The organism is Pseudomonas fluorescens (assembly GCF_000967965.1).
Taxonomy (GTDB): domain Bacteria; phylum Pseudomonadota; class Gammaproteobacteria; order Pseudomonadales; family Pseudomonadaceae; genus Aquipseudomonas; species Aquipseudomonas grandcourensis.
Genome location: NZ_LACC01000002.1, coordinates 360785 through 382886, shown reverse-complemented (window position 1 = coordinate 382886; position 22102 = coordinate 360785). Strand labels below are relative to the sequence as shown.

The 22102-nt window shown below is 61.6% G+C and carries 20 protein-coding genes; 8 read left to right on the top strand and 12 right to left on the bottom strand.

Annotated elements, in window-relative coordinates; genetic code table 11:
* Positions 1–10 precede the first annotated feature (10 nt).
* On the bottom strand, positions 11–517 hold the full coding sequence (locus tag VC35_RS01660) for an HvfX family Cu-binding RiPP maturation protein (protein WP_046037347.1): 507 nt from the start codon (positions 515–517) through the stop codon (positions 11–13).
* A 351-nt stretch (positions 518–868) separates the two neighbouring features.
* Between VC35_RS01660 and VC35_RS01655 the strand changes: the two genes are divergently transcribed.
* Positions 869–2371: an aldehyde dehydrogenase family protein gene (locus tag VC35_RS01655; protein WP_046037346.1), complete on the top strand. Its 1503-nt coding sequence runs from the start codon at positions 869–871 to the stop codon at positions 2369–2371.
* Between the two features lie 115 nt (positions 2372–2486).
* Here VC35_RS01655 and VC35_RS01650 read toward each other — a convergent pair whose 3' ends face one another.
* The 3 genes from VC35_RS01650 to VC35_RS01640 all read right to left on the bottom strand — a co-directional run bounded on the left by VC35_RS01650 (position 2487) and on the right by VC35_RS01640 (position 5853).
* Positions 2487–2816: a hypothetical protein gene (locus VC35_RS01650; protein WP_032829393.1), complete on the bottom strand. Its 330-nt coding sequence runs from the start codon at positions 2814–2816 to the stop codon at positions 2487–2489.
* 522 nt (positions 2817–3338) lie between these two features.
* A complete protein-coding gene (locus VC35_RS01645) occupies positions 3339–3842 on the bottom strand; it encodes a GNAT family N-acetyltransferase (RefSeq protein ID WP_046037340.1) in 504 nt (167 codons plus the stop codon).
* 64 nt (positions 3843–3906) lie between these two features.
* On the bottom strand, positions 3907–5853 hold the full coding sequence (locus VC35_RS01640) for a DNA topoisomerase III (protein ID WP_259674417.1): 1947 nt from the start codon (positions 5851–5853) through the stop codon (positions 3907–3909).
* A gap of 255 nt (positions 5854–6108) precedes the next feature.
* Between VC35_RS01640 and VC35_RS01635 the strand changes: the two genes are divergently transcribed.
* The gene (locus VC35_RS01635) at positions 6109–6477 is read left to right on the top strand and encodes a DUF427 domain-containing protein (protein WP_008046975.1); all 369 of its coding nucleotides are present in this window, start codon (positions 6109–6111) and stop codon (positions 6475–6477) included.
* A 54-nt stretch (positions 6478–6531) separates the two neighbouring features.
* Here the strand turns inward: VC35_RS01635 and VC35_RS01630 are convergent, their stop codons facing one another.
* The gene (locus VC35_RS01630) at positions 6532–8154 is read right to left on the bottom strand and encodes an MFS transporter (protein ID WP_046037337.1); all 1623 of its coding nucleotides are present in this window, start codon (positions 8152–8154) and stop codon (positions 6532–6534) included.
* 136 nt (positions 8155–8290) lie between these two features.
* Complete coding sequence (locus VC35_RS01625) at positions 8291–9952, bottom strand: GMC family oxidoreductase (RefSeq protein ID WP_046037335.1); 1662 nt, start codon at positions 9950–9952, stop codon at positions 8291–8293.
* A 132-nt stretch (positions 9953–10084) separates the two neighbouring features.
* Between VC35_RS01625 and VC35_RS01620 the strand changes: the two genes are divergently transcribed.
* Positions 10085–10987, top strand: a complete 903-nt coding sequence (locus VC35_RS01620; protein ID WP_046037333.1) for a LysR family transcriptional regulator — start codon at positions 10085–10087, stop codon at positions 10985–10987.
* 133 nt (positions 10988–11120) lie between these two features.
* Here VC35_RS01620 and VC35_RS01615 read toward each other — a convergent pair whose 3' ends face one another.
* The gene (locus tag VC35_RS01615; protein WP_046037331.1) at positions 11121–12218 is read right to left on the bottom strand and encodes a DNA alkylation repair protein; all 1098 of its coding nucleotides are present in this window, start codon (positions 12216–12218) and stop codon (positions 11121–11123) included.
* 75 nt (positions 12219–12293) lie between these two features.
* Positions 12294–14102 (bottom strand): monovalent cation:proton antiporter-2 (CPA2) family protein, encoded by a 1809-nt coding sequence (locus tag VC35_RS01610; RefSeq protein ID WP_046037330.1) that lies wholly within the window; start codon positions 14100–14102, stop codon positions 12294–12296.
* Between the two features lie 158 nt (positions 14103–14260).
* Here VC35_RS01610 and VC35_RS01605 point away from each other — a divergent pair, with 158 nt between their 5' ends.
* Positions 14261–15157 (top strand): LysR family transcriptional regulator, encoded by an 897-nt coding sequence (locus VC35_RS01605; protein WP_046037328.1) that lies wholly within the window; start codon positions 14261–14263, stop codon positions 15155–15157.
* 7 nt (positions 15158–15164) lie between these two features.
* Here the strand turns inward: VC35_RS01605 and VC35_RS01600 are convergent, their stop codons facing one another.
* From VC35_RS01600 to VC35_RS01590, 3 genes are all read right to left on the bottom strand, one after another.
* A complete protein-coding gene (locus VC35_RS01600) occupies positions 15165–15941 on the bottom strand; it encodes a substrate-binding domain-containing protein (protein WP_046037437.1) in 777 nt (258 codons plus the stop codon).
* Positions 15942–15967: 26 nt separating this feature from the next.
* Positions 15968–17260, bottom strand: coding sequence for an MFS transporter (gene tcuC, locus VC35_RS01595; protein WP_046037327.1), 1293 nt, complete (start codon positions 17258–17260; stop codon positions 15968–15970).
* Positions 17261–17451: 191 nt separating this feature from the next.
* On the bottom strand, positions 17452–18525 hold the full coding sequence (locus tag VC35_RS01590; protein WP_046037325.1) for a sensor domain-containing diguanylate cyclase: 1074 nt from the start codon (positions 18523–18525) through the stop codon (positions 17452–17454).
* 171 nt (positions 18526–18696) lie between these two features.
* Here VC35_RS01590 and VC35_RS01585 point away from each other — a divergent pair, with 171 nt between their 5' ends.
* Positions 18697–19035, top strand: coding sequence for an FKBP-type peptidyl-prolyl cis-trans isomerase (locus tag VC35_RS01585; RefSeq protein ID WP_046037324.1), 339 nt, complete (start codon positions 18697–18699; stop codon positions 19033–19035).
* A 3-nt stretch (positions 19036–19038) separates the two neighbouring features.
* Here the strand turns inward: VC35_RS01585 and VC35_RS01580 are convergent, their stop codons facing one another.
* Complete coding sequence (locus tag VC35_RS01580; protein ID WP_046037436.1) at positions 19039–20070, bottom strand: D-cysteine desulfhydrase family protein; 1032 nt, start codon at positions 20068–20070, stop codon at positions 19039–19041.
* A gap of 186 nt (positions 20071–20256) precedes the next feature.
* On the opposite strand from VC35_RS01580, the gene VC35_RS01575 reads away from it, so the two are divergent.
* The 3 genes from VC35_RS01575 (at position 20257) to dmeF (ending at position 22091) form a co-directional block, all read left to right on the top strand.
* Entirely contained in the window at positions 20257–20733 is a 477-nt protein-coding gene (locus VC35_RS01575) for an MEKHLA domain-containing protein (protein ID WP_080925230.1), read from the top strand.
* A 136-nt stretch (positions 20734–20869) separates the two neighbouring features.
* A complete protein-coding gene (locus tag VC35_RS01570) occupies positions 20870–21145 on the top strand; it encodes a metal/formaldehyde-sensitive transcriptional repressor (protein WP_046037323.1) in 276 nt (91 codons plus the stop codon).
* A 13-nt stretch (positions 21146–21158) separates the two neighbouring features.
* Positions 21159–22091 (top strand): CDF family Co(II)/Ni(II) efflux transporter DmeF, encoded by a 933-nt coding sequence (gene dmeF / locus VC35_RS01565; protein ID WP_046037322.1) that lies wholly within the window; start codon positions 21159–21161, stop codon positions 22089–22091.
* The last annotated feature ends 11 nt before the right edge of the window (positions 22092–22102 follow it).

Below are 22102 nucleotides of genomic sequence, written 5' to 3'. Positions count from 1 at the left end.
AACTTTCGTTTCAGCGCCGCCAGATGAAACGCGCCAGCAACGCATCGATGCTGAACTTACCGGCACCCGACAGTAGCAGCGGCGTGAGGGCCACAAGGTAGATCAAAGGCAGCTTGAAGTTGCCGTAACCCTTGTTGCTGATGGCATAGCCTTGGGCGAGTTCACTGAGGCTGTGCCAGTCGGCGGGCCAATGCACGGCGGCGGTTGCGACGAGGGTCACCACCATCAGGCTCAACGCCGAAAAACGTGTGCCCAGGCCCACCAGCAAGGTCACGGCGAAGATCAGTTCGGCCCACATCGACAGCTCCCAATTCAGCGTCGCTGGAAGGTGGTCGAACGGAAACGGGAAGCGCGCCTGGATATCGGTGAACCAGTTCTGGCCGTTGAATTTCTCCAGGCCGGATTCGAGGAATTCCCAGGAGAGGAACACCCGCAGCGCCAGGGGGGCAACCCAGTCGCCGGCACGGTCGAGGTTCAGGTGCAGGCCTTTGACGGCCGAAGAAATGGAGGTGCTCATGGACGTTGCTCTCTTTCAGGTCAGGGAGGCGGGGCAACGGCATGCCCCGTGAGTTGAGCGCTTTGATCGGCGTGGCCAATCGACAGGCGTATTTCATCAATGGGGTGTATCTGCGGTGTGTCGTTGTGGCGGGGTTTTGAGTGCGGGGTGTGTCTGGGGCGGGGCTGTATACATTGAGATACGTAACCGGTACCCCTGTGGGAGCGAGCCTGCTCCGGGCGGCGATTCGACGATGGTGGAGTGTCAGACGCTATTGATGTTGGATGGAATGGCCTCTTCGCGAGCAGGCTCGCTCCCACAGGGAAATTGCTATACATTTTCCGACCGCCCACAGCATGGTGATACCGCTTCATGTCCCTCGCGCTCGAACGTCTAGTCGCTGGCACGCCAATCCCTTTCGCCGGTAATCGTGTCACTGTCGTCAGCCCCGAACTGGCGCAACGCTTCCAGCCCGGTGACCACCTGCTGGTGGAGCAGGTCAGTGGTGAGTTGCTGCTGATCCCCGTGGCGGACCAGCAAGCGGCCAACGTCGCGATCGAGCGCGCCCAGGCGGCATTCACCGCGCTGTCGGCGGTGTCCGATCAAGCCATCAGCGCCTTCTTCGACCTGTTCGCCCAACGCCTGGAAACCCCGGAATGCTGGGCCTTGATCGAAGCCGCCAACCTGGCCGACATCGAACGGGCCAAGGCGCGCGGTCGCTCGACCACCCGGTTGCTGGCCGATGAGCGCATGCGTCGCGACATGATCGCCGGCCTGCGCGCGTGGCGTGATGCAGCGGCCAGCCGTGGCAAAGTGATCAGTTGCGTCGAGCACGATGGCTGGAAAGTCGAGCAAGTGGTCTCGCCGCTGGGCATCGTCGCGTTCGTCTTCGAAGGCCGGCCGAATGTGTTTGCCGACGCGGCCGGTGTATTGCGCACCGGCAACACCGCCGTGCTGCGCATCGGCAGTGATGCGTTGGGCACGGCCCAGGCGATCGTCACCCATGCACTGAACCCTGCACTGAGCGACGCCGGCTTGCCGGCCGGTGCCGTGTCGCTGGTGGAAAGTGTCAACCACGCCGCCGGTTGGGCGATGTTCGCTGACCGGCGCCTGTCATTGGCGGTGGCCCGTGGTTCGGGTCGCGCCGTCAGCCAGTTGGGCAGCATCGCCCAGCAGGCCGGCACGGCGGTCAGCCTGCACGGCACCGGTGGCGCGTGGCTGATCGCTAACGCCGATGCCGACGCCAAGCGTTTTGCCGCCGTGGTGCGCAACTCCCTGGACCGCAAGGTCTGCAACACACTGAACGTCTGCCTGATTCACCGCGACCGTGCCGCTGAACTGGTGCCGCTGTTCCTCGACGCACTCAAACAGGCCGGTACCGCACGGGGGCAGGGTTGCAAGCTGCACATCGTCGAAGGCAGCGAGCCGCACCTGCCGCAAGACTGGCTGGCTGCAACGGTCCAGGTGTACCGCGCCGAAGGCTATCAGAGCGAGGCGCAGGCCGAGCCGTTGCCGGAAGACCAATTGGGCCGTGAATGGGAGTGGGAAGAAACCCCGGAAGTCAGCCTGAAGATCGTCGACGACCTGGACGATGCCATTGCCTTGTTCAATCGCTACAGCCCGCAATTCACGGTGTCCTTGATCAGTGAAAGTGCCGAGGCTCAGGAGCGTTTCTACAACGCGGTCAACGCGCCTTTTGTCGGCAATGGCATCACCCGTTGGGTCGACGGCCAGTACGCGTTGAACAAGCCGGAACTGGGGCTTTCGAACTGGGAGAGCGGGCGCCTGTTTGCTCGCAGTGCGATTCTCTCCGGTGATGGCGTGTTCACCATCCGTAGCCGCATGACCCAGGTCGATCTGGGCGTCAAACGCTGAACCCTGCGGGAGCTGGCTCGCTCCCACATCTGGTTTTCGCTCCAACATAAAAAAGGCCTGCTCCTTATCGGGAGCAGGCCTTGTTTATCAATAAGTCAGTAATGACTCATTTCAATTAGTAGAACCGGTCAATCACCCGAACTTCGTTCTGGTTCTGCATCGAGGCCCAGGCCTGTTTCAGGGTTTGCAGAACATTACCGATGAAGTCCTTGTCGGCTGCGGCTTTTTTGCCGACATAGCCCTGGCCGCGACGGTACATCTTCAGTCGGGCCAGCAGGTTCTGGTTGTTCTGGTCGAACTCTGCTTCATGGGCGTGCGGCGACAGGCAGTCGATATGAACCTGGCCACACTTGCTGATCCAGAGAATATGGTTGTCGTGGCTGTCTTTCTTTGCAGCGAAGATACGAGCCAGTTCATCGATAGTTGGTTGATTGTTCAGATTCATCATAAACCCCTTGACCAATTGGTGATCTTTCAAAGTTGATTCGCTAATACAGGTAGCCCATCGGTTAGTTGATCCCTGGCACCGAAACCAGGACGTCAGCGTTCGACCGCCTTATTGGGCGGGGTCCTGCGTCTGTTGCATGTAGTCGTGTTGAATAACTGCTACGCAATAGCGTCACAACGAAGAGAAGCGGCGAAAACCTTAAGGCCACTGCCGACGTTTTCAGGGTCGGCCACAAGCTTCATGAGGATTGCTCGCCAAGTCTTCTCGCCCTTGTACTGGACGTTCAGGCCAGGTCAGCTTCTTCAATCTGCCTTGTGGGCAGCGTGTATCCGGGAAAAACAGCTCGGCGGTCAGACGAGCTTGCTCAAACGTGTTGCCTGTACTCCCGATCGGGGAGACGTCTGCATCATGCAAGGGCAAATCGGAGGCGTCAACGGTTTTGTAGTGAATATTTTCAGTCACTACATATTGTCGGACAAAGCTGTTGGGAATTAGCAGGCGGAGTCGAAGGTGTGTCGGTCAGGACGACAAGGACGGACACTCAAAGCGGTAAAAAGTGCAGGGATAACGGTCAACCACCTGCTGATGCAAGGTGAAACCGTCAACGTTGAGCCCCGGCATTACGGCGGCCCAGAACAGGCGTGCCGGCTGGTTCGCCTCGATGTGGAAAATCTGCCATTGACCGGGGAATCGGCTCAAGAGGGTGGAAACGACAAATCGCGCGACACCCCGGCCACGGAAGCGTCGACTGACAAACAGATAGCCGATGTTGTAGTCGGCACCGGGTAAATGGACCTGGTTATCCACGCTCACGAAGCCGGCCAGTTCACTGTCGACCTTGATCAGGAATGGCCGGGTGGCCGGGTTTCGCCAGTAGTCGGGCATGGGCAGGATGTTGAACAAACCGTATTCGCCCAGTTTCAGCGGCAACCATTCGCTGAAGTCGTAGGTGTAGAACTGCATCAGGTTCTCGATGGTTTCCAGTTCATCGCGTTGGGCGGCGTGCAGTTCTATCGAAGGCATACGGGTTGGCTCCTGTCTCGGTCAGACAAGGATAGATCGTGCGATGAGCATACTGTGGCGAGGGTTAAGTCTTGCTTGCCGGATTTGCACGACGCTTGGTGCCGCTCGCTGCTTTGCGCGGGGGGCCTTTTCGTTTTTTCTTCCATGGGGCTGCGGCGGAGCCGCCGGGCGGTGGGCCGCTGATGGTCAGGCTCAGGCCGGAACAGCGACTGACCTGCTTGCTCATCCACGCCGCCTGTTTGGTGACGAACTCTTCCAGGCTCATTTCGCCGCTTTGCACCATGTCCAGGGCTTGCTCCCAGATCGCCGTAGTGCCCGGATCGGCGATGGCCCGCGGTACGGCGTCGATCAGGCTGAACGCGGCCGGCGTGGCGGCCAGGGCCTTACCGTTCTTGACCAGATAACCACGGTCGAGCAGGCCCTGAATGATCGACGCGCGAGTCGCTTCGGTGCCGATGCCGGTAGTGTCCTTGAGCTTTTGCTTGAGCAGCGGGTCTTGCACCAGTTTGGCGACATTCTTCATGGCCTTGATCAGGTCGCCTTCCGTGAACGGCTTTGGCGGTTGCGTCCACAGGTCCTTGAATTGCACGCCGGCCACTGCGCAATCGATGCCTTCGGCCAGGTTGGGCAGAGTCTGTGGCGCCGGGGCTTCGCGCCCCTTGGCCGGAGCCAGTGCTTCGGGCAGGGCGCGTTTCCAGCCCGGCTCGATGATCTGCTTGCCGACAGCGCGCAGGCCCTCTCCAGCACAGTCGAAGTCGGCCTGGGTGCGATCGTATTCGTGATTGGGCAGGAACTGCGCCAGGTATCGGGCGCGGATCAGTGTGTAGACCGCACGCTGTTTGCCCGCCAGGCGTTCGAGATTTTTTGCCGCAGCCGTGGGGATGATGCCGTGGTGCGCGCTGACCTTGGCATCGTTCCAGGCCCGTGAGCGCCGTTGCGGATCAAGGTGATCGTGCAAGGCGTTCAACGCCGGATCGGCCTGGCGCAATGCCGCCAGAATGGCCGGTGCCTCGCTGTGCTGGCTGAGGGGCAAGTAGCCGCAATCACTGCGCGGATAAGTAATGACTTTGTGGGTTTCGTAGAGCGCCTGGGCGATGTCGAGGGTTTCCTGGGCGCCGAGGCCGAGCTTCTTCGAGCAGACCTCCTGCAGGGTGCCCAGATCGAACGGCAGCGGGGCCACTTCGCGCATTCGTTCGGTGCGCAGCTTGATCACCCGCGCACTGGCCGCGCCGCTCATGGCGGCCGCCGCTTGTTGTGCCAGCGCCTGGTTCAGGCAGCGGTCCTGATCGTCGCAAAGCTCCGATGCCGCGCGCCATTGAGCGGTGAATGCGGTGCCGTTGTGCAGCAGTTGCACGTCGATGGCCCAATAGGGGACGGGCACAAAGTCGGCGATGCTGCGATCGCGATCCACCACCAGGCGCAAGGTAGGCGTTTGCACCCGGCCCACCGGCAACACGCCTTGATAGCCGGACTGGCGCCCCAGCAGGGTGAACAGCCGGCTCATGTTCATGCCGATCAGCCAGTCGGCCCGGGAACGCCCGAGGGCCGAGTGATAGAGGCTGAAGGTTTCGTTCCCCGGTTTGAGGGCCGCGAGGGCCTTGCGGATGGACGCATCGTCCAGCGCCGACAGCCAGAGGCGGCGGATCGGTCCGCGATAGCGGCAATGCTCCACCAGTTCCCGGGCGATCATCTCGCCCTCGCGGTCGGCGTCCGTGGCAATGATCAGTTCGGAGGCTTCGCCGAGCAGGCGTTTGACCGCCTTGTACTGGCTGGCGGTACGCGGCTTGACGGTCATTTTCCATTTTTCGGGAATGATCGGCAGGTCGGCCAGCACCCAGCGCTTGTAGCGCGCGTCGTAGGCATCCGGCGGTGCTGTTTCCAGCAGGTGGCCGATGCACCAGGTCACCGTGATGTCTGTTCCCAGCCAGCAGCCATCGCCCCGGCGCCGGGCGCCTAGGACTGCCGCAATGTCTTTGGCCTGGGAAGGTTTTTCACAGAGGTACAGCCGCATAACCACCATCGTCGATCTATGTGTCAGGGGTGCACAGAATGGCGCTTGATGAGCGATGGAGCAATCTTTATCTGTATGGATGTACAGCTTTGTATGTCGCTCCCGTTCGGCTGCGAAGCAGTCGCGAGGGTAAAACTTGGGTTATACCTGATAAATCGAGGTTTCAGGTTTTGGGGCTGCTGCGTAGCCCATCGCGGGCAAGCCACGCTCCCACATCGATTTGCAGGTCCATCACCGTCATGAGGAACGTTTTCCATGAAAAGCTCCGGTCCTAGTCCTGTCATCACCATCGCCGAGCAGCCTGGCTGTCTGCTGGTGAGATTTCACGGCATTCAAGTGGCCGCCTCGGCGCGAGCACTGGTGTTGCTGGAGGCCAACTACCCGCCGGTGTACTACGTGCCGCGAGAGGACATCGACGAGAAGTACTTCGCCCGCACCGACCACACCAGTTATTGCCCGTACAAGGGCGATGCCAGCTATTTCAGCCTGCAGGTGCCGGGGCATGAAAGTGCCAACGCAGTGTGGAGTTACGAGGATCCCAAGGTGTCGGTGGAGCAAATCCGCGGATACCTGGCGTTCTATCCGGATCAAGTGAAGTTCGAGTTGCTTGATGCCGAGGTCTGATCGGGGTTGATCGCCGCGACGAGGGAGCCAGCTCCCTCGTCGACAGGCATTGCCTCAGTTCTTGTCGAGATCCACGTTGCGCGTTTCGCGCAGACAAATCATCCCCACCACCAGGCTCACCCCGGTGATCACCACCGGGTACCACAGCCCGTAGAAGATGTCCCCGGTGTACACCACCAACGCGAACGATACGGTCGGCAGGAAACCGCCGAACCAGCCGTTGCCGATGTGGTAGGGCAGGGACATCGAGGTGTAGCGGATGCGGGTCGGGAACAGTTCGACCATCAACGCCGCCAGCGGGCCGTAGCACATCGCGGAGATGATGATCAGCGCGACGATCAGCGCCACGATCATCGGTTTGTTGATCTGCTGCATGTCAGCCTGTTGCGGGTAACCGGCGAGGGTCACGGCACCGCGCAGGGCGGCTTCGTCGAAACCATCGATCTTCACGTCACCGACGCTGACCTGCACGCCGCTGCCGGCCGGGGCCGCTGCGCTCTGGTACGGCAGGCCCTGCTTGACCAGGAAGGTCTTGACCTTGTCGCACGGGCTGTCGAATTTCGCCTTGCCCACCGGGTCGAACTGGAAGGTGCAGGTGGCCGGGTCGGCCATCACGGTGATCGGTGCCTGGCGACTGGCCTGGTCGATGGCCGGGTTGGCGTAGTGGGCCAGGGTCTTGAAGATCGGGAAGTACAGCGCGGTGGCCAGCAGCAGGCCGATCATCAGCACCGGTTTACGCCCGACCTTGTCCGACAGCCAGCCAAAGAAAATGAAGAAAGGCGCGCCAATGGTCACGCTGACAATCAGCAAGCCGTTGGCCACCGCCGGGTCCATTTTCAGGAACTGGGTGAGGAAGAACAGCACATAGAATTGCGCGGCGTAGAAGGTCACCGCTTGCCCGGCATTGATGCTGAACAGCGCGATCAGCACCACCTTGAGGTTTTCCCATTTGCCGAAGGAGTCGCGAATCGGTTGTTTGCACAGCTTGCCTTCTTCTTTCATTTTCACGAAGGCCGGCGACTCATGCAGGCTCATGCGAATCCAGGTCGAGATGCCCAGCAGCACGATGGAAAACAGGAACGGAATGCGCCAGCCCCAGACTTCGAACTGGTCACCGGTGAAGTAGCGGCAGCCCAACACCACCAGCAGCGACAGCAGTAGGCCCAGAGTCGCGGTGGACTGAATCCAGCTGGTGTGGAAGCCCCGCTTGCCGACGGGCGCGTGCTCGGCGACATAGGTCGCGGCGCCGCCGTATTCACCGCCCAGGGCCAGGCCCTGGAGCATGCGCAGCATCACCAGGATGATCGGCGCGGCGATGCCGATGCTGGCGTAGGTCGGCAGCAGCCCAACGCAGAACGTCGCCAGGCCCATGAGGATGATGGTGGCGAGGAAGGTGTACTTGCGCCCGATCATGTCCCCCAACCGCCCGAACACCAGCGCGCCGAACGGCCGGACGATGAAGCCGGCGGCGAAGGCCATCAGGGCAAAGATAAACGCCGTGGTGTCGTTGACCCCGGCGAAGAACTGCTTGCTGATCACCGCCGCGAGGGCGCCATAGAGGAAAAAGTCGTACCACTCGAAGACCGTCCCGAGGGACGAGGCGAAGATGACTTTCTGGGTTTCCTGGCTGGTGCCCGCGCTGCGCACGGCTTCCAGGGTTTGAACGTTCTCTGACATACCGGTATCCCTCACAGTGATTGTTTTTGTTGTTCCACTGGTGTTGCGTGTTCCTTGCAGGGGTGATGCTCGATGTCCGTGAATCTGATGCGGTCCGGGAGCGGGCTTGCTCGCGAAAGCGTCGTGTCATTCAACATCAATGTGAATGATCCACCGCCTTCGCGAGCAAGCCCGCTCCCACAGGTGATGTGTTTACAGAAGGGTTGAGGATCATCTGCGCAGCCTTCTCGGCAATCATCAGCGTCGGCGAGCAGGTGTTGCCCGAGGTGATGCGCGGCATGATCGACGCATCGGCAATGCGCAGGCCGGGGATGCCGTGGACCTTGAGTTGCGCATCGACCACGGCGTCGGCGTCATTGCCCATGCGGCAGGTGCCCACCGGATGGAAAATCGTGGTGCCGATCCGTGCGGCGGCTTCGTGCAGTTGTTCTTCGCTTTGCAGGCTGTCACCGGGCAGGTATTCCACCGGATTGAAGGCGCGCAGTGCCGGGGCGGCGACGATGCGCCGGGTCAGGCGGATGGCGTCGGCGGCGACCCGCAGGTCCTCCGGGTGGCTCAGGTAATTGGGTTGGATCAGCGGGGCTTCTTGCGGATCGGCGGAGCGGATTTCCACCCGGCCACGGCTTTGCGGGCGCAGATCGCAGACCGATGCGGTGAACGCCGGGAAGGCATGCAGCGGTTCGCCAAAGCGCTCCAGCGACAGCGGTTGCACGTGATATTCGAGGTTGGCTGACGTCTGCTCCGGCCCCGAGCGGGCAAAGGCGCCCAACTGGCTCGGCGCCATGGACAGCGGGCCACTGCGGTCATACAGGTAGCGCAGGCCCATGCCCATCTTGCCCCACAGGCTGCCGGCAATCTGGTTCAGGGTGCGGGCATTTTCCAACTTGTAGATCAGCCGCAGTTGCAGGTGATCCTGCAGGTTGCCACCGACGCCGGGTAGCTCATGGGCGACCCCAATGCCCAGCCGCTCCAGCAGTGGGCGCGGGCCGATGCCGGAGCGTTGCAGGATGCTGGGCGAACCGACCGAGCCGGCACACAGGACGATCTCCTTGCGCGCCTTGAAGGTTTTCGCCTGGCCTTGCCAGCGGGCACTGACCGCCGAGGCGCGGCCATTGTCCAGCAGCACGCGGTCGACTTCGACACCGGTCAGCACGGTGAGATTGGGACGCTGGCGAATGGGTTTGAGAAAGGCCTTGGACGCGTTCCAGCGGATGCCGGCCTTCTGATTGACTTGGAAATAGCCGCAACCTTCGTTGTCGCCCTGGTTGAAGTCATCGATGCTGGCGATGCCGCTTTGTTCGGCGGCACTGCGGAAAGCGTCGAGAATCGGCCATGACAGGCGCTGGCGTTCAACTCGCCATTCGCCCGCGACGCCATGAAATTCGGCGGCACCGGCAAAGTGGTTTTCACTCTGCTTGAACAGCGGCAACACCTCTTGCCAGCTCCAGCCAGGGTTGCCGTCGGCGGCCCAGCGGTCGTAGTCGCCGGCCTGGCCGCGCATGTAGATCATGCCGTTGATCGAGGAGCAGCCACCCAGTACCTTGCCGCGCGGGTAGCTCAGGGCGCGGCCTTGCAGGCCCGGTTGCGCTTCGGTCTTGAAGCACCAGTCGGTGCGCGGGTTGCCGATGCAAAACAGGTAGCCCACGGGGATGTGAATCCACGCGTAGTTGTCGCGACCACCGGCCTCGAGCAGCAACACGCGATGTTGCGCATTGGCCGACAAACGATTGGCCAGCAGACATCCGGCCGGCCCGGCCCCGACCACGATGTAATCGTATTCATCAAGGGAAGTCTGCATCCCTGACCTCGCGTTGTTGTTCTTGTTGTCTGTCATCCTAGTTGTTAGCTTTCGTCAAAAGAATGTTAGTTTTTGCGCAGCCGCTGTGCGTTTTTAAACAGCATCCCGAACGGCAAAGAACAAGGACGCTTCATGTTCGACTGGAATGACCTGCGGTTTTTTCTCGAATTGCAGCGCAGCGGGCGTTTGCTCACGGCTGCCCGGCGCTTGAACACCACCCATGCCACCGTGGCGCGGCACATCGAGGCCATCGAAAAGAGCCTCGGTACGGCGTTGTTCGTCCAGCATGCCCAGGGGTATGAGATGACCCCGGCAGGCGAGGCGTTGCTTAAACACGCCGAGGCGATGGAGAACGTGGCGCTGCTGGCCCAGGAGGAAATCACCCAGTCCACCGCGCCGCTGGGCAAGATCCGCGTTGGGGTGACGGAAGGGCTGGGCATCATGTTCCTGGCCAGTCGCATGAGCGGCTTGTTCGAGCGCTATCCGGGGCTGGAGGTGGAACTGGTGGCGGTGCCGCGGTTTGTCAGCATCCTCAACCGCGAGGCGGAAATCAGCATCCACCTCGAACGCCCGGCCGCCGACATGCTGGTCACTCGTAAACTCACCGACTATCGCCTGGCGCTCTATGCCAGCCAGGACTACCTCGACCGTTCACCGCCGTTGCGCAGTCGCGAGGACCTCGGGCGCCATGCGTGGATTGGCTATGTCGATGATTTGCTGTTCAGTCAGGAACTGATGTTCCTCAACAGCTTCTGCCGCAACCCGCGGGTGGTGTTTCACAGTACCAGCGTGATCGCCCAGCAACAGGCAGCGCGCTCAGGTCTGGGGATTGCCGTGCTGCCGTGCTACATGGCCAGTGCCGATCCCGGTCTGGTGCCATTGCTGCCGGACGAAAGCATCCAGCGTAGCTACTGGATCAGCACCCGCCGGGAGCTGCACAAGTCGGTGCGGTTGCGGGTGTTGTGGGATTATGTGGTGGAGTTGTGTGAGCGGGAGCAGGGGTTGTTGCAGGGGGCAGTTTCCCTCGGTGCCTGAGCTGACGCTATCGCGGGCAAGCCCGCTCCCACAGGTTTTTGTGCTGTTCACACCAACTGTGTAGCACAGCAGATCCCTGTGGGAGCGGGCTTGCCCGCGATGGCGGCGGTCCATCCAGAATTGATCCTACGGCTTAACCAACAATCTCGAACGCCGTACTGGCCAGCCGTTCACCATTGACCAGGACATGCACCGCATGGCGCCCCGCATAATGCCGGCGGGTGGTGAGTTCCTTGATCTGCTGGCCACGGCTGACGGCTTCGACGGCGTTGCCCGGCAGCGTCAGCGCCTTGAGTTTGAACACCTTCGCCGAGGTGCTGCCATTGGCCTTGACGTAATCGATGGCGTAGTCGATCACCAGGCGCTGACTGTTTTCTACCGTGGACCTGACGGCAAACGACAGGGTGATTTTTTCTCCCAGGCCAATCACCGGCGGTTCGACTTTCACATCGACGATCTCGACTTCGGGCTTGCCGCCCGCACCGATGATCGCCAGTGCCCGCTGGTTGCCCTGTTTGATCAGGCTGCGCAGGGCGTGCTTGGCGATCCATGCGGTGTGCCGGTTGTCCAGCGACCAGCCTTCAATCAGATCCAGCACCCAGTCGGGATGATCCTTGGTGATGTCGTTGAGGTGGTTGGCCACAGATTTGCGCACGTACAGGCTGGTGTCGGCCTTGAGGTTGTCGAGGATGTTCGCGGCCAGTGTCGGATCGGCCTGGATGGGCTCCAGCCGGAATGACCAGGGCAGGCGTGGCCGGCATCCTTCGCTGGCCAGGCGCCGTACATGCTCGTTGTCGTCCAGCGACCAGGCATGCATCAGCTTGAGCGAGCGATCGAGGTCACTGCGCAGAAAGTGACGGATTGCGAATTCCGAAGAGCCAAATGCGGTGAAGTACTTCAGCGCGTCCATCGACTGATCGAACGCATGGGCGCCGTAGCTGGCGACGTAGTGCGGCAGGCACATGCGGACAAAGCCGCTGTTCAGGCGCGGGGCAAGGGCGCGCAGCACCTGCAGCGATGCCTCGTAGTCCAGGGGCAGCACGGCGTGCAGGCACTCGCTGACCCGGGCCATGCGCTGCATGACGCTGAGGTCTGCCAGGCCGGCTTGGGCGAGCTTCAGGAAGCGCCAGGCTTCGAATGGCGGATAGACAGCGGTCATTTCGCTGGCGATGTGCTGGAGGCGCTCGGCGTTGAAGATTTCCTTGAGGGCCGGAGATTGTTGGTCAGTCATGGTGTTTCCCTGGCAATTGTTGTTGATCCATCACACCGCGTTATCGTTCATCGCGAGCAGGCCCTCATATTCACCTCATTTGGTGCCCGCCTGCTCCTGCAGTTGATCCGACTCGAACAACCTGCCCAGTTCGACCCGCGCTTCCTGCGCCGTCTGCATCACTTTCACGGCGTCGTCATACACCGCATGCTGGGCTTCAAGCACCTCTTCGTCGTGCTGCTTGAAGCGTTTGATCCGCGCATCCGCCTGGGCCTGGGTCAATCCCAGGCCGATCAGGGTTTGCCGGCTCATTTCCAGGCTCGAATAAAAGGTTTCGCGCACGGCGTGGGCGCCGACGTCCATCAACCGGTGTACATGCTGGCGGTTACGGGCTCGGGCGATGATTTTCATGTGCGGGTAGAGCTTGCGCACCAGTTCGGCGGTCTTGATGTTGGTGTCCGGGTCGTCGGTGGCGATCACGAAATACTCGGCTTCCCCGACCTTGGCCGCGTTGAGGATTTCCGGGCGCATCGGGTCGCCGTAGAACACCGGCACGCCACCGAAGCTGCGGGACAGTTCGATGGTTTCCACCGAGGTGTCGAGGGCCACGAACTTGATGTTCTGCGCGCGCAATATCCGCGCAACGATCTGCCCCATGCGACCCATGCCGGCGATCACCACCCGTGGCGCGTCGGCGTCGATTTCGCGGAACTTCTCCGGTACGTCCACCGGTTGCACTTTCGGGCTGACCAGGCGTGCGCAAAGCAGCAGCAACAGTGGCGTCACGGCCATGGACAGGGTGATGGTCAGCACCAGCAAGTCATACAGCTCCGTGGCGAACAGCCCGTGGTCGCGACCAATCTTGAACACCACAAAGGCAAATTCACCACCGGCCGCCAACACGATGCCCAGGCGGATCGCACTGACCTTTTTCAAGCCCCCGGCCAGGCGACCGACCAGGAACAGCAGCGGCAGTTTGATCGCGATCAGCAGCAGGGTCAGGCCCAGCACCGCCATCGGCATGCTCAGCAACAGGCTCAGGTTCGCGCCCATGCCGACGCTGATGAAAAACAGCCCGAGCAACAGACCCTTGAACGGCTCGATCTGGGCTTCCAGTTCATGGCGATACTCGGAGTCCGCCAGCAGCAGGCCGGCGAGGAAGGCGCCCAGGGCCATGGATATTCCGACCAGCTCCATCAGCCATGCCGTGCCAATCACTACCAGCAACGCCGTGGCGGTGGAGACCTCTGGCAGCGCGGTCTTGGTCACCACGCGAAACACCGGCCGCAGCAGATAACGCCCGCCGATCACCACCACGGCGATGCTGGCCAGCACTTGCAGGCCGTGGTTCAGGTTTTCGCTGGCGGTCGTGCTGTGATCGCCACCGGCAAGCAACGGCACCATGGCGATCAAGGGGATCGCGGCGATGTCCTGAAACAACAGGATCGCGAACGCCAGCCGCCCGTGGGGGCTTGTCAGTTCCTTGCGCTCAGCCAGGCTTTGCAGGCCGAACGCCGTGGACGACAACGCCAGGCCCAGGCCCAGGACGATCGCGGTGTTCAACGGCTGGCCAAACAGCCAAAGCGCTACCACGCCAATCACCGTGCCAGTGAGCAGCACTTGCGCCAGGCCCACGCCGAACACTGACTTGCGCATCACCCACAAGCGTCGCGGCGACAGTTCCAGACCGATGATGAACAGCAGCAACACCACGCCGAGTTCGGAAATGTTCGCGACGCTTTGCGGATTGTCGATCAGGCCCAGCACCGACGGGCCGATGATCACCCCGGCAAACAGATAGCCCAGAACCGCCCCCAGTTGCAGGCGCTTGGCCAAGGGAACGATGAGAACGGCCGCCATCAGAAACACGACAGCGGTTTGTAGCAGGTTGCCTTCATGGGGCATGAGAAAACTCCGGACTCGGTACAGCGGGGGTGACAAGAATAAAGGCTGGGCCCTTCGGCGTCAGCAAAACGCTCGGGCTCAGATGTTACAATTTGCATTAATTGGTTACATTTATAGAATTAGCTGATCAATCAAACTGTCCCTCTCGAGTAGACCCCATGGCGATCAACTTCGACCTCAACGATCTGCAGGCCTTCCGCGCCGTGGTCGAGCAGGGCAGCTTCCGCAAGGCCGCCGATACGGTACGGATATCCCAGCCAGCCTTGAGCCGGCGCATCGAAAAGCTCGAAGACGCCCTCGGCGTGCGGCTGTTCGAACGCACCACGCGCAAGGTCAGCCTGACCCAGGCTGGACGGGGTTTCATGCCCAGCGTCGAGCGCCTGCTGGATGATCTGGACGTGGCATTGCTGGGCATCAGCGAAGTCGCTTCGACCCGACTCGGCCATGTCACGGTCGCCTGTGTACCCTCGGCGGCTTACTACTTCATGCCGCGAGTGATCGCGCACTATCACCGGCAGTTTCCACGGATCAAGGTCAAGGTGCTGGACTCCAGCGCCCACGACGTATTGAGTGCGGTGGTCAATGGCGAAGCGGATTTCGGCCTGAGCTTCATGGGCACGCTGGAAGCCGAAGTGGATTTCGAGCCCTTGGTGCAAGAGGGGTATGTAGTGGCGTGCCGGCGCGATCATCCGCTGGCGGGGCGAAGCAGTGTCACTTGGGACGAGTTCTATCAGCAGGACTACATCTCGCTGGATAAAACCTCGGGCAACCGTTTTCTGCTGGATCAGGCACTGACCGGCGTGGTGCCGCAGCGGCCGAGCATCTGCGAAACCCGTCACGTGACCACCATGATCGGGCTGGTGGAGGCCGGGTTGGGCGTGGCGGCGGTGCCGCTGATGGCGATGCCGGCGGCGGACCATCCGATCCTGACGCGGGTGCCGTTGACCGATCCGCAGGTGATGCGCAGCGTCGGTCTGATCAAGCGCCGGGGGCGAACCCTGACCCCGGCGGCATTGGAGCTGGAACGGCTGGTGGTGGAGATGAAAGTCCTGTAGCCGTCGGTCAGCGACTGACCGAGTCCAGTCCGGTTGCTTTCACGTCCGGTTGAGCCTGGGCCGAGGCCATGTAGTCCAGTAAGGCCTTGGCTTCGGCCGGGTGCCGGGCACCTACCGGGATGCCGGCGGCAAACCGGGTGACCGACTGCACAGACTCCGGAATCTTCGCCACGAAACTGACCCCCGGCACCGGCAACAATTCGCTGACCTGCTGGAAGCCAAGTTGATAGTCGCCAGTGGCAACCACCGAACCCACGGGGATTTTCGCCACCATGGTCGACTTGGGCTTGAGCTGGTCTTCGATCCCCAGGCGCTTGAACAGTTGCTGCTCGATGTACACGCCGCTGGCGCTGTCGGAGTAGGCCACTGATTTGGCGTCGAGCAGGGTCTTTTTCAGGCCCTCGACGTTGCTGATATCCGGTTTCGGCGCACCTTCACGCACCACCAGGCCAATGCGCGAATCCGCCAGTTCGACACGGGAAGCCGGGTCGACCTTGCCCTGCTTGATCAAATCGTCCAGAGCGTAACCGACCATGATCACCACGTCGGCTTGCTCACCCCGGGCCAGGCGATTGGGAATCGCTTCGGGGGCCTTGCCCATGGAGGGACCGAGCGCGGTGTCGAGGGTGTTGCCGGTGGAAGCGGCGAACTTCGGGCCGAGGATCTTGTAGGCTGCCGTGAAGCCGCCGGAGGTCATCACGCGGATCTCTTCAGCCTGGGCAATGCTGCTCAAGCCCAGGCTGACCAGCAACGCGAGGGCGGCAAGATTGAAGGTTTTTTTCATGGTCATGTTCTCGATGAAGGGCCGGTTCACGACGCCACCGGTTGCAGATGATTCGAGGCGCGGCGATAGAGCATGAGCGTGGCGCACAGCGCGCACAGTGCTGCAAAGCTCATCCAGTAACCCGGCGCCGCCTTGTCGCCGGTGTACTGGATCAGCAAGGTCGACATCGCCGGGGTGAACCCGCCGAACACGGCCGTGGCCAGGCTATAGGCGAGGGAGAAACCGGCCACCCGGACTTCCACGGGCATGATCTCCGTCAGCGCCGGAATCATCGCGCCGTTGTACAGGCCGTAGATGAACGACAGCCACAACAGCACCAGCAGCATGTGGATGAAGCTGGGTGCATTCACCAGATAGGTCAGCACCGGGTAAGTGGTGGCGATGGCCAACAAGGCCATGGCGATCAACACCGGACGTCGACCGATGCGGTCCGAGAGGGCGCCACCGATCGGCAGCCAGATGAAATTCGAAACGCCCACCAGCAATGTCACCAGCAGCGCATCGGACGTGCTCAGGTGCAGCACGGTTTTACCGAAGGTCGGCGCGTACACCGTGATCAGGTAGAACGCGGTGGTGGTCAGGGCGACCATCATCATGCCCGCGAACACGGTCAGCCAGTTTTGCCCCAGGGTGCGGAACACCTCACCCATGCTCGGGCGGTGTTTGCGGGTGGCGAACTCTTCGGTTTCCTCCAGGTTGCGGCGCAGCAGGAAGATGAACGGCACGATCATGCAGCCGACGAAGAACGGAATCCGCCAGCCCCAATCGGCAATCACGCTCGGCGCCATCCACTGGTTCAAGGCGTAACCCAGCGCGGCGGCGACGATGATCGCCACTTGCTGGCTGCCCGACTGCCAACTGGTGAAAAAGCCCTTGTGGCCGGGTGTGGCGATCTCGGCGAGATACACCGACACGCCGCCCAGTTCCGCACCGGCGGAAAAGCCCTGCAGCAGCCGCCCGATCAGCACCAGGGCCGGGGCGAACAGACCGATGGTTTCGTAACCGGGCACCAGCACAATCAGGATGGTGCCGCTGGCCATGATCGACAGGGTCACGATCAACCCTTTGCGTCGACCCACATCATCGATATAGGCACCCAGCACCACGGCGCCCAACGGACGCATCAAAAAGCCTGCACCGAACACGGCGAAGGTCATCATCAGCGAGGCGAATTCGCTGCTGGCCGGAAAGAACACGGCAGCGATCTGCGTGGCATAGAAACCGAAAAGGAAGAAGTCGAACTGTTCGAGGAAGTTGCCCGAGGTGACCCGGAAAATGGCACTGGCGCGAGAGCGTCCGCGCGGGATTGAGGCTGTCATCGATAAATACTCCACCGCTTTTATGACGTGCGCCGGCTGGACGCGGCGCACGGTTCTTATTGGGGCGGATAGTGGAGCAGGGGCATCGATATGTTAATTGCATTGTTGGCATGCATTGATGCGTGAAGCGGATCAATGCATTCGTGGCCTTGCTCGTGCAGTTACCGGTACAGGCTCCCGTCGACGAAGCGCTATTCGCTATGCGCCCGCGCAACGCTCTCGGTGCCCAGCCGATACTGATTGTTCCCGCTGCGTTTGGCCTCATACATCGCCAGGTCGGCAATGTGCAGCAAACGGTCGATACTCGACGCATGATCGGGGAACACCGCGACGCCGAGGCTGGTGCCGATGTGGCGCTGGTCGTTGCCGATGGTGACGGGCGGGGAGAGTTCGACGAAGATTTTCTGGCAGATGCTGCGCGCTTCGTCTTGAAGGCTATTGCCCTGGGGCAGGTCCTGGAGAATGACCACGAATTCGTCGCCGCCGATCCGGGCGACGGTGTCGGTGCCGCGCAGAATGCGCTTGAGCCGGGTGGCGGTCGTGACCAGCACGCGGTCGCCGGCCGCATGACCATAGCGGTCGTTGATGGCCTTGAAACCATTGAGGTCGACAAACACCAGCGCCACCCGCGTGGCACTGGTGCGCGCCAGCTCCAGCGCTTCGGACAGGCGTTCTTCGAGCACCAGGCGATTGGGCAGGCCGGTCAACGGGTCGTAATGGGCCAGGTGCTTGAGGTAGTTGGCCGAGGCCTTTTCTTCGGTGATGTCGCGTACCACGCCCATCATCTTGACCGTTTCGTCGTGGTCGTTCTTGACCACGTTGCCGGTTTCGCGCAGCCAGCGGATCGTTCCGTCGGGCCAGACCACGCGGTATTCCTCGTCATGGTTTTCGCCGGTTTCCAGGCAACGCAGTTCGCCGGCCCGAACCCTGGGCCGGTCGTCCGGATGCACGCAGGAGCAGAACAGGGCGTAGGAGGGCGTCACTTCGCCGATCTTGAAGCCGAACATGCCGAAAATCGCATCTGACCAGTACAACCGGTCGGTGTCGACATCCCAATCCCAGGTGCCGATGCGGGCAAAGTACTGGCTGCGTTTGAAGCGCTCGGCGTCGCCGTCCTGATGGATGCTCTGGCCTTCGGACAGGCGGGTGACGATGCTGCGATATTCGGCCAGTTGCTTTTGCAGCGAACGTTCGCGCCAGACCAGCGCGACGATCAGGGTGAGCGTCGTTGAACCAAGGATGACGCTGGTCCAGAGCAGGATCATTCGGGGATGGCCATCAGGGCGGTGAACCGTAGGGTAATTGTTGATTATTTTAGTTCAGCAAACCGCTTTGAACGCCGCGCGGGAGGCGGCAATGGTTGCCAATCGCGGGCAAATCTGGGAAAACGGCGCCCATCAGGCCCTTGAGGGCGAGAGAGCATACGAGTGAATTCAATGAATGACGAGCTTCAGGTAATCGATCTTCAGGTGGGTGACGGAAAAGCCGCCGTAAAAGGCGCGCTGATCACCACCCAGTACCGTGGTTGGCTGGAGGACGGGACCGAATTCGACTCTTCCTACAGCCGGGGCAAACCCTTCCAGTGCGTGATCGGCACCGGGCGGGTCATCAAGGGCTGGGACCAGGGCATCATTGGCATGCAGGTCGGTGGCAAGCGCAAGGTGTTGGTGCCGGCGCACCTTGCCTATGGCGAGCGCACCATGGGCAAGATCACGCCGAATTCGAACCTGATCTTCGAAATTGAATTGCTGGAAGTGCTGACGCGGGATGATTGACCCTCAGGCCTGAAAGGTTTCCCGGTACGCGTACAGGCCAGGTGTGCCGCCGGTCATGACGAACAGCACGTTGTCCCCGGTGGCGAATCGCCCTTGCTGCAAGTCGGCCAGCAATCCCGCAAAGGCTTTGCCGGAGTACACCGGGTCGACCAGCAGGCCTTCGGCACGGGCCATCAGGCGTACCGCGTCCTGCATGGCGGCGGTTGGCAAACCATAGCCGGCGCCCAGCTGGCTGCCATCAATCACCATCTCATCAGCCTGCACCTCGGCGCTGCTGCCCAGTAGCGCCAGTGTCTCGCGGGTCAATTGCAGAGTTCTCGTCGCTGATGAGTCCTGGTCGGACAACACCGAGTACGACTTGACCAGGGAAGTACCCCGGCCAAGCAAATGGAAGCCCGCCGCGAGCCCTGCATGGGTCCCGGCGCTACCATTGGGGACCACCACTTGATTGAACGTCAGATCCAGCTCCGCCTCTTGCCGGGCGATTTCCGCTGCGCAGCGAGCGTAGCCGAGGCTGCCCAAAGGGGTCGAGCCACCGGTCGGCAGAACCATGACCTTGCGCCCGCAATCCCGAAGCTGCGCCGCCCTGGCCTCGGCTTTGGCCAGTGAGTCGGTACCGCCGGCAAACACCTGCATCTGTGCGCCGAACAGTTGGTCGAGCAGCACGTTGCCATTGAGTTCGTAATCCACCTCGGCCTTGGCGACGGCCCGGGTCAGGAACAGCTCGCAGTCGATGCCCAGCCGGGCGCACACCGCGGCGGTCAGGCGCGCATGATTGGACTGGATACCTCCCACGGTAATGATCGTATCGACCCCGGCTTGCAGCGCCGCGCCAATATGGAATTCAAGCTTGCGCAGCTTGTTGCCGCCCGCGCCGATCAACATATGGTCGTCGCGTTTGAGAAACAGGCCGATACCCTGCTTGTCCAGGCCCAGCTGCTGTTCGAGTCGCGCAGCCCGCTGGATGGGGGTGGGACCTTGCAGCAGGTCTGCCCGCGCAAAAACACTCAGGGACTTGTCCAGTTGGGTCTGCATCGATCGAGCCTCGTTGTTCACCATGATCAGGCTGACTTTATGGAGAAAGGTCGGTGGGATAAACGCACTGCCGGTCATGACTGTTTTAACACGGTGTAACTAATCGGCCGGGCGGCGGGACTTTCCAGGTCGCTTTGGATAGGCTGAACCGGACTTGAAACCACGATCTGAAGAGGAGAAGGCGGGTTGCCAATCAACGAATACGCCACGGCCATCGAACTGCTGGACGAGTCTTATCGGCATTGGACCGGTGAACCCCTGCCAGCACCGCAGGCGCTGAGCGGGCCTGAACGCCTGCTCTGGCTGCACGCCCACGCGCCCTACAGCTTGCTGGCCCACGGCACGGAGGACGACCCTCTGTTCTTCTACGCCAATGAACAGGCGCTGACCTGCTTCAAGTACCCGCGCCCGGAATTTCTGGGCATGCCGTCACGCTTCAGCGCCTCGCCACTGGACCGCGCGGTGCGCCAGACCCTGCTGGAGCAGGTCACGGCCCATGGCATTGCCCACGGTTACAGCGGCTATCGGGTGGATCGGCAGGGTAGTGCCTTCATGATTCATGAAGGCAAGGTGTGGACGCTGATCGATCAACAGGGGTTGCGCGTGGGGCAGGCGGCGTTGTTCTGGCCGGATGCAGAGCGGGTCGGGCAGTTGGGGTGTTGAGCCCCAACCTTTAGCGGACGGCCTGCCGACCGGCTGGCGAATATCGATATCAACCCGACCTGTCATCGGGTTGTGACTTGCCAGGCTGCGCTCTATCGGCGAACATACGCGCCATATAGGGGTAGGGGGTATAGGTATGTCGCACATTCACGAACATAAAGATGACTTGATCAAGCGGGTCAGACGGATTGCCGGGCAGGTGGAGGCCGTAGAGCGAGCGCTTGAGTCCGATGCCGATTGCGCCAAGACCCTGCACCTGGTCGCCGCCATCCGGGGCGCGGTCAATGGTCTGCTGGAGCAGTTCATCGACGCCCATGCCCGCGAGCACGTGGCCCATCCGGACTTGAGCGATGAAGAGCGCGCCCAGGGCGTGGAAGACTTGTTGCTGGCCATCCGCCGTTATGCCAAATAGAGGCCTGAATTCCATGAAACAGACACCCCAGGCTTCGCGTTTTGCCCATGATCATGTGTTTCTCGGCGCATCCCATGATGAAAACGCCCGACGCACCTTATGGGTGGTGGCGCTGACGTTCGTGATGATGATTGGTGAAATTGCTGCCGGTTACATCACTGGTTCCATGGCCCTGCTGGCCGATGGTTTTCACATGGCCACCCATGCCGGGGCCTTGGGCATCGCGGCGGCGGCCTATGGATTCGCACGACGCAATGCCAACAACGCGCGCTACAGCTTCGGCACCGGCAAGGTCGGGGATCTCGCCGGTTTTGCCTCGGCCATGGTGCTGGGGCTAGTGGCGATCGGCATTGCCGGTGAGTCCGTTTATCGCCTGTTTCAGCCAACGACCGTGGCATTCACCGAAGCGACGGTGATTGCGGTGGTGGGGCTGGCGGTGAACATCGCCAGTGCCTTTTTGCTGGCTGGCGACCACGGCCATCATGGCCACGATCACGGACATAGCCATGACCACGGCCATCATCACCATCACGACAACAACCTGCGCTCGGCGTATGTCCATGTGTTGGCCGACGCCTTGACCTCGGTGCTGGCGATTGCCGCGTTACTGGCCGGGCGCTATCTGGGGTGGGTGTGGCTGGACCCGGTGATGGGCATCGTGGGCGCCATCGTGATCGCGAAATGGGCCGTTGGATTGATGCGTGACAGCGCTGCGGTGTTGCTCGATGTCACGGATGAGCACGTTGCCGATGAAATTCGTGAACTGCTGGAGTCATCGGACGATGTGCGCATCAGCGATCTGCATGTCTGGCAGGTTGGCCCCCAGGCGCGGGCCGCGATTGTCAGCGTTGTGGCCGCGGCCAATGTCAGTGCCGACAGCATTCGCGAACGCCTGGCGCCGGTCCATGAACTGTCTCATTTGACCGTTGAATACCGCACGGCTTGAGCGGCTTGCGG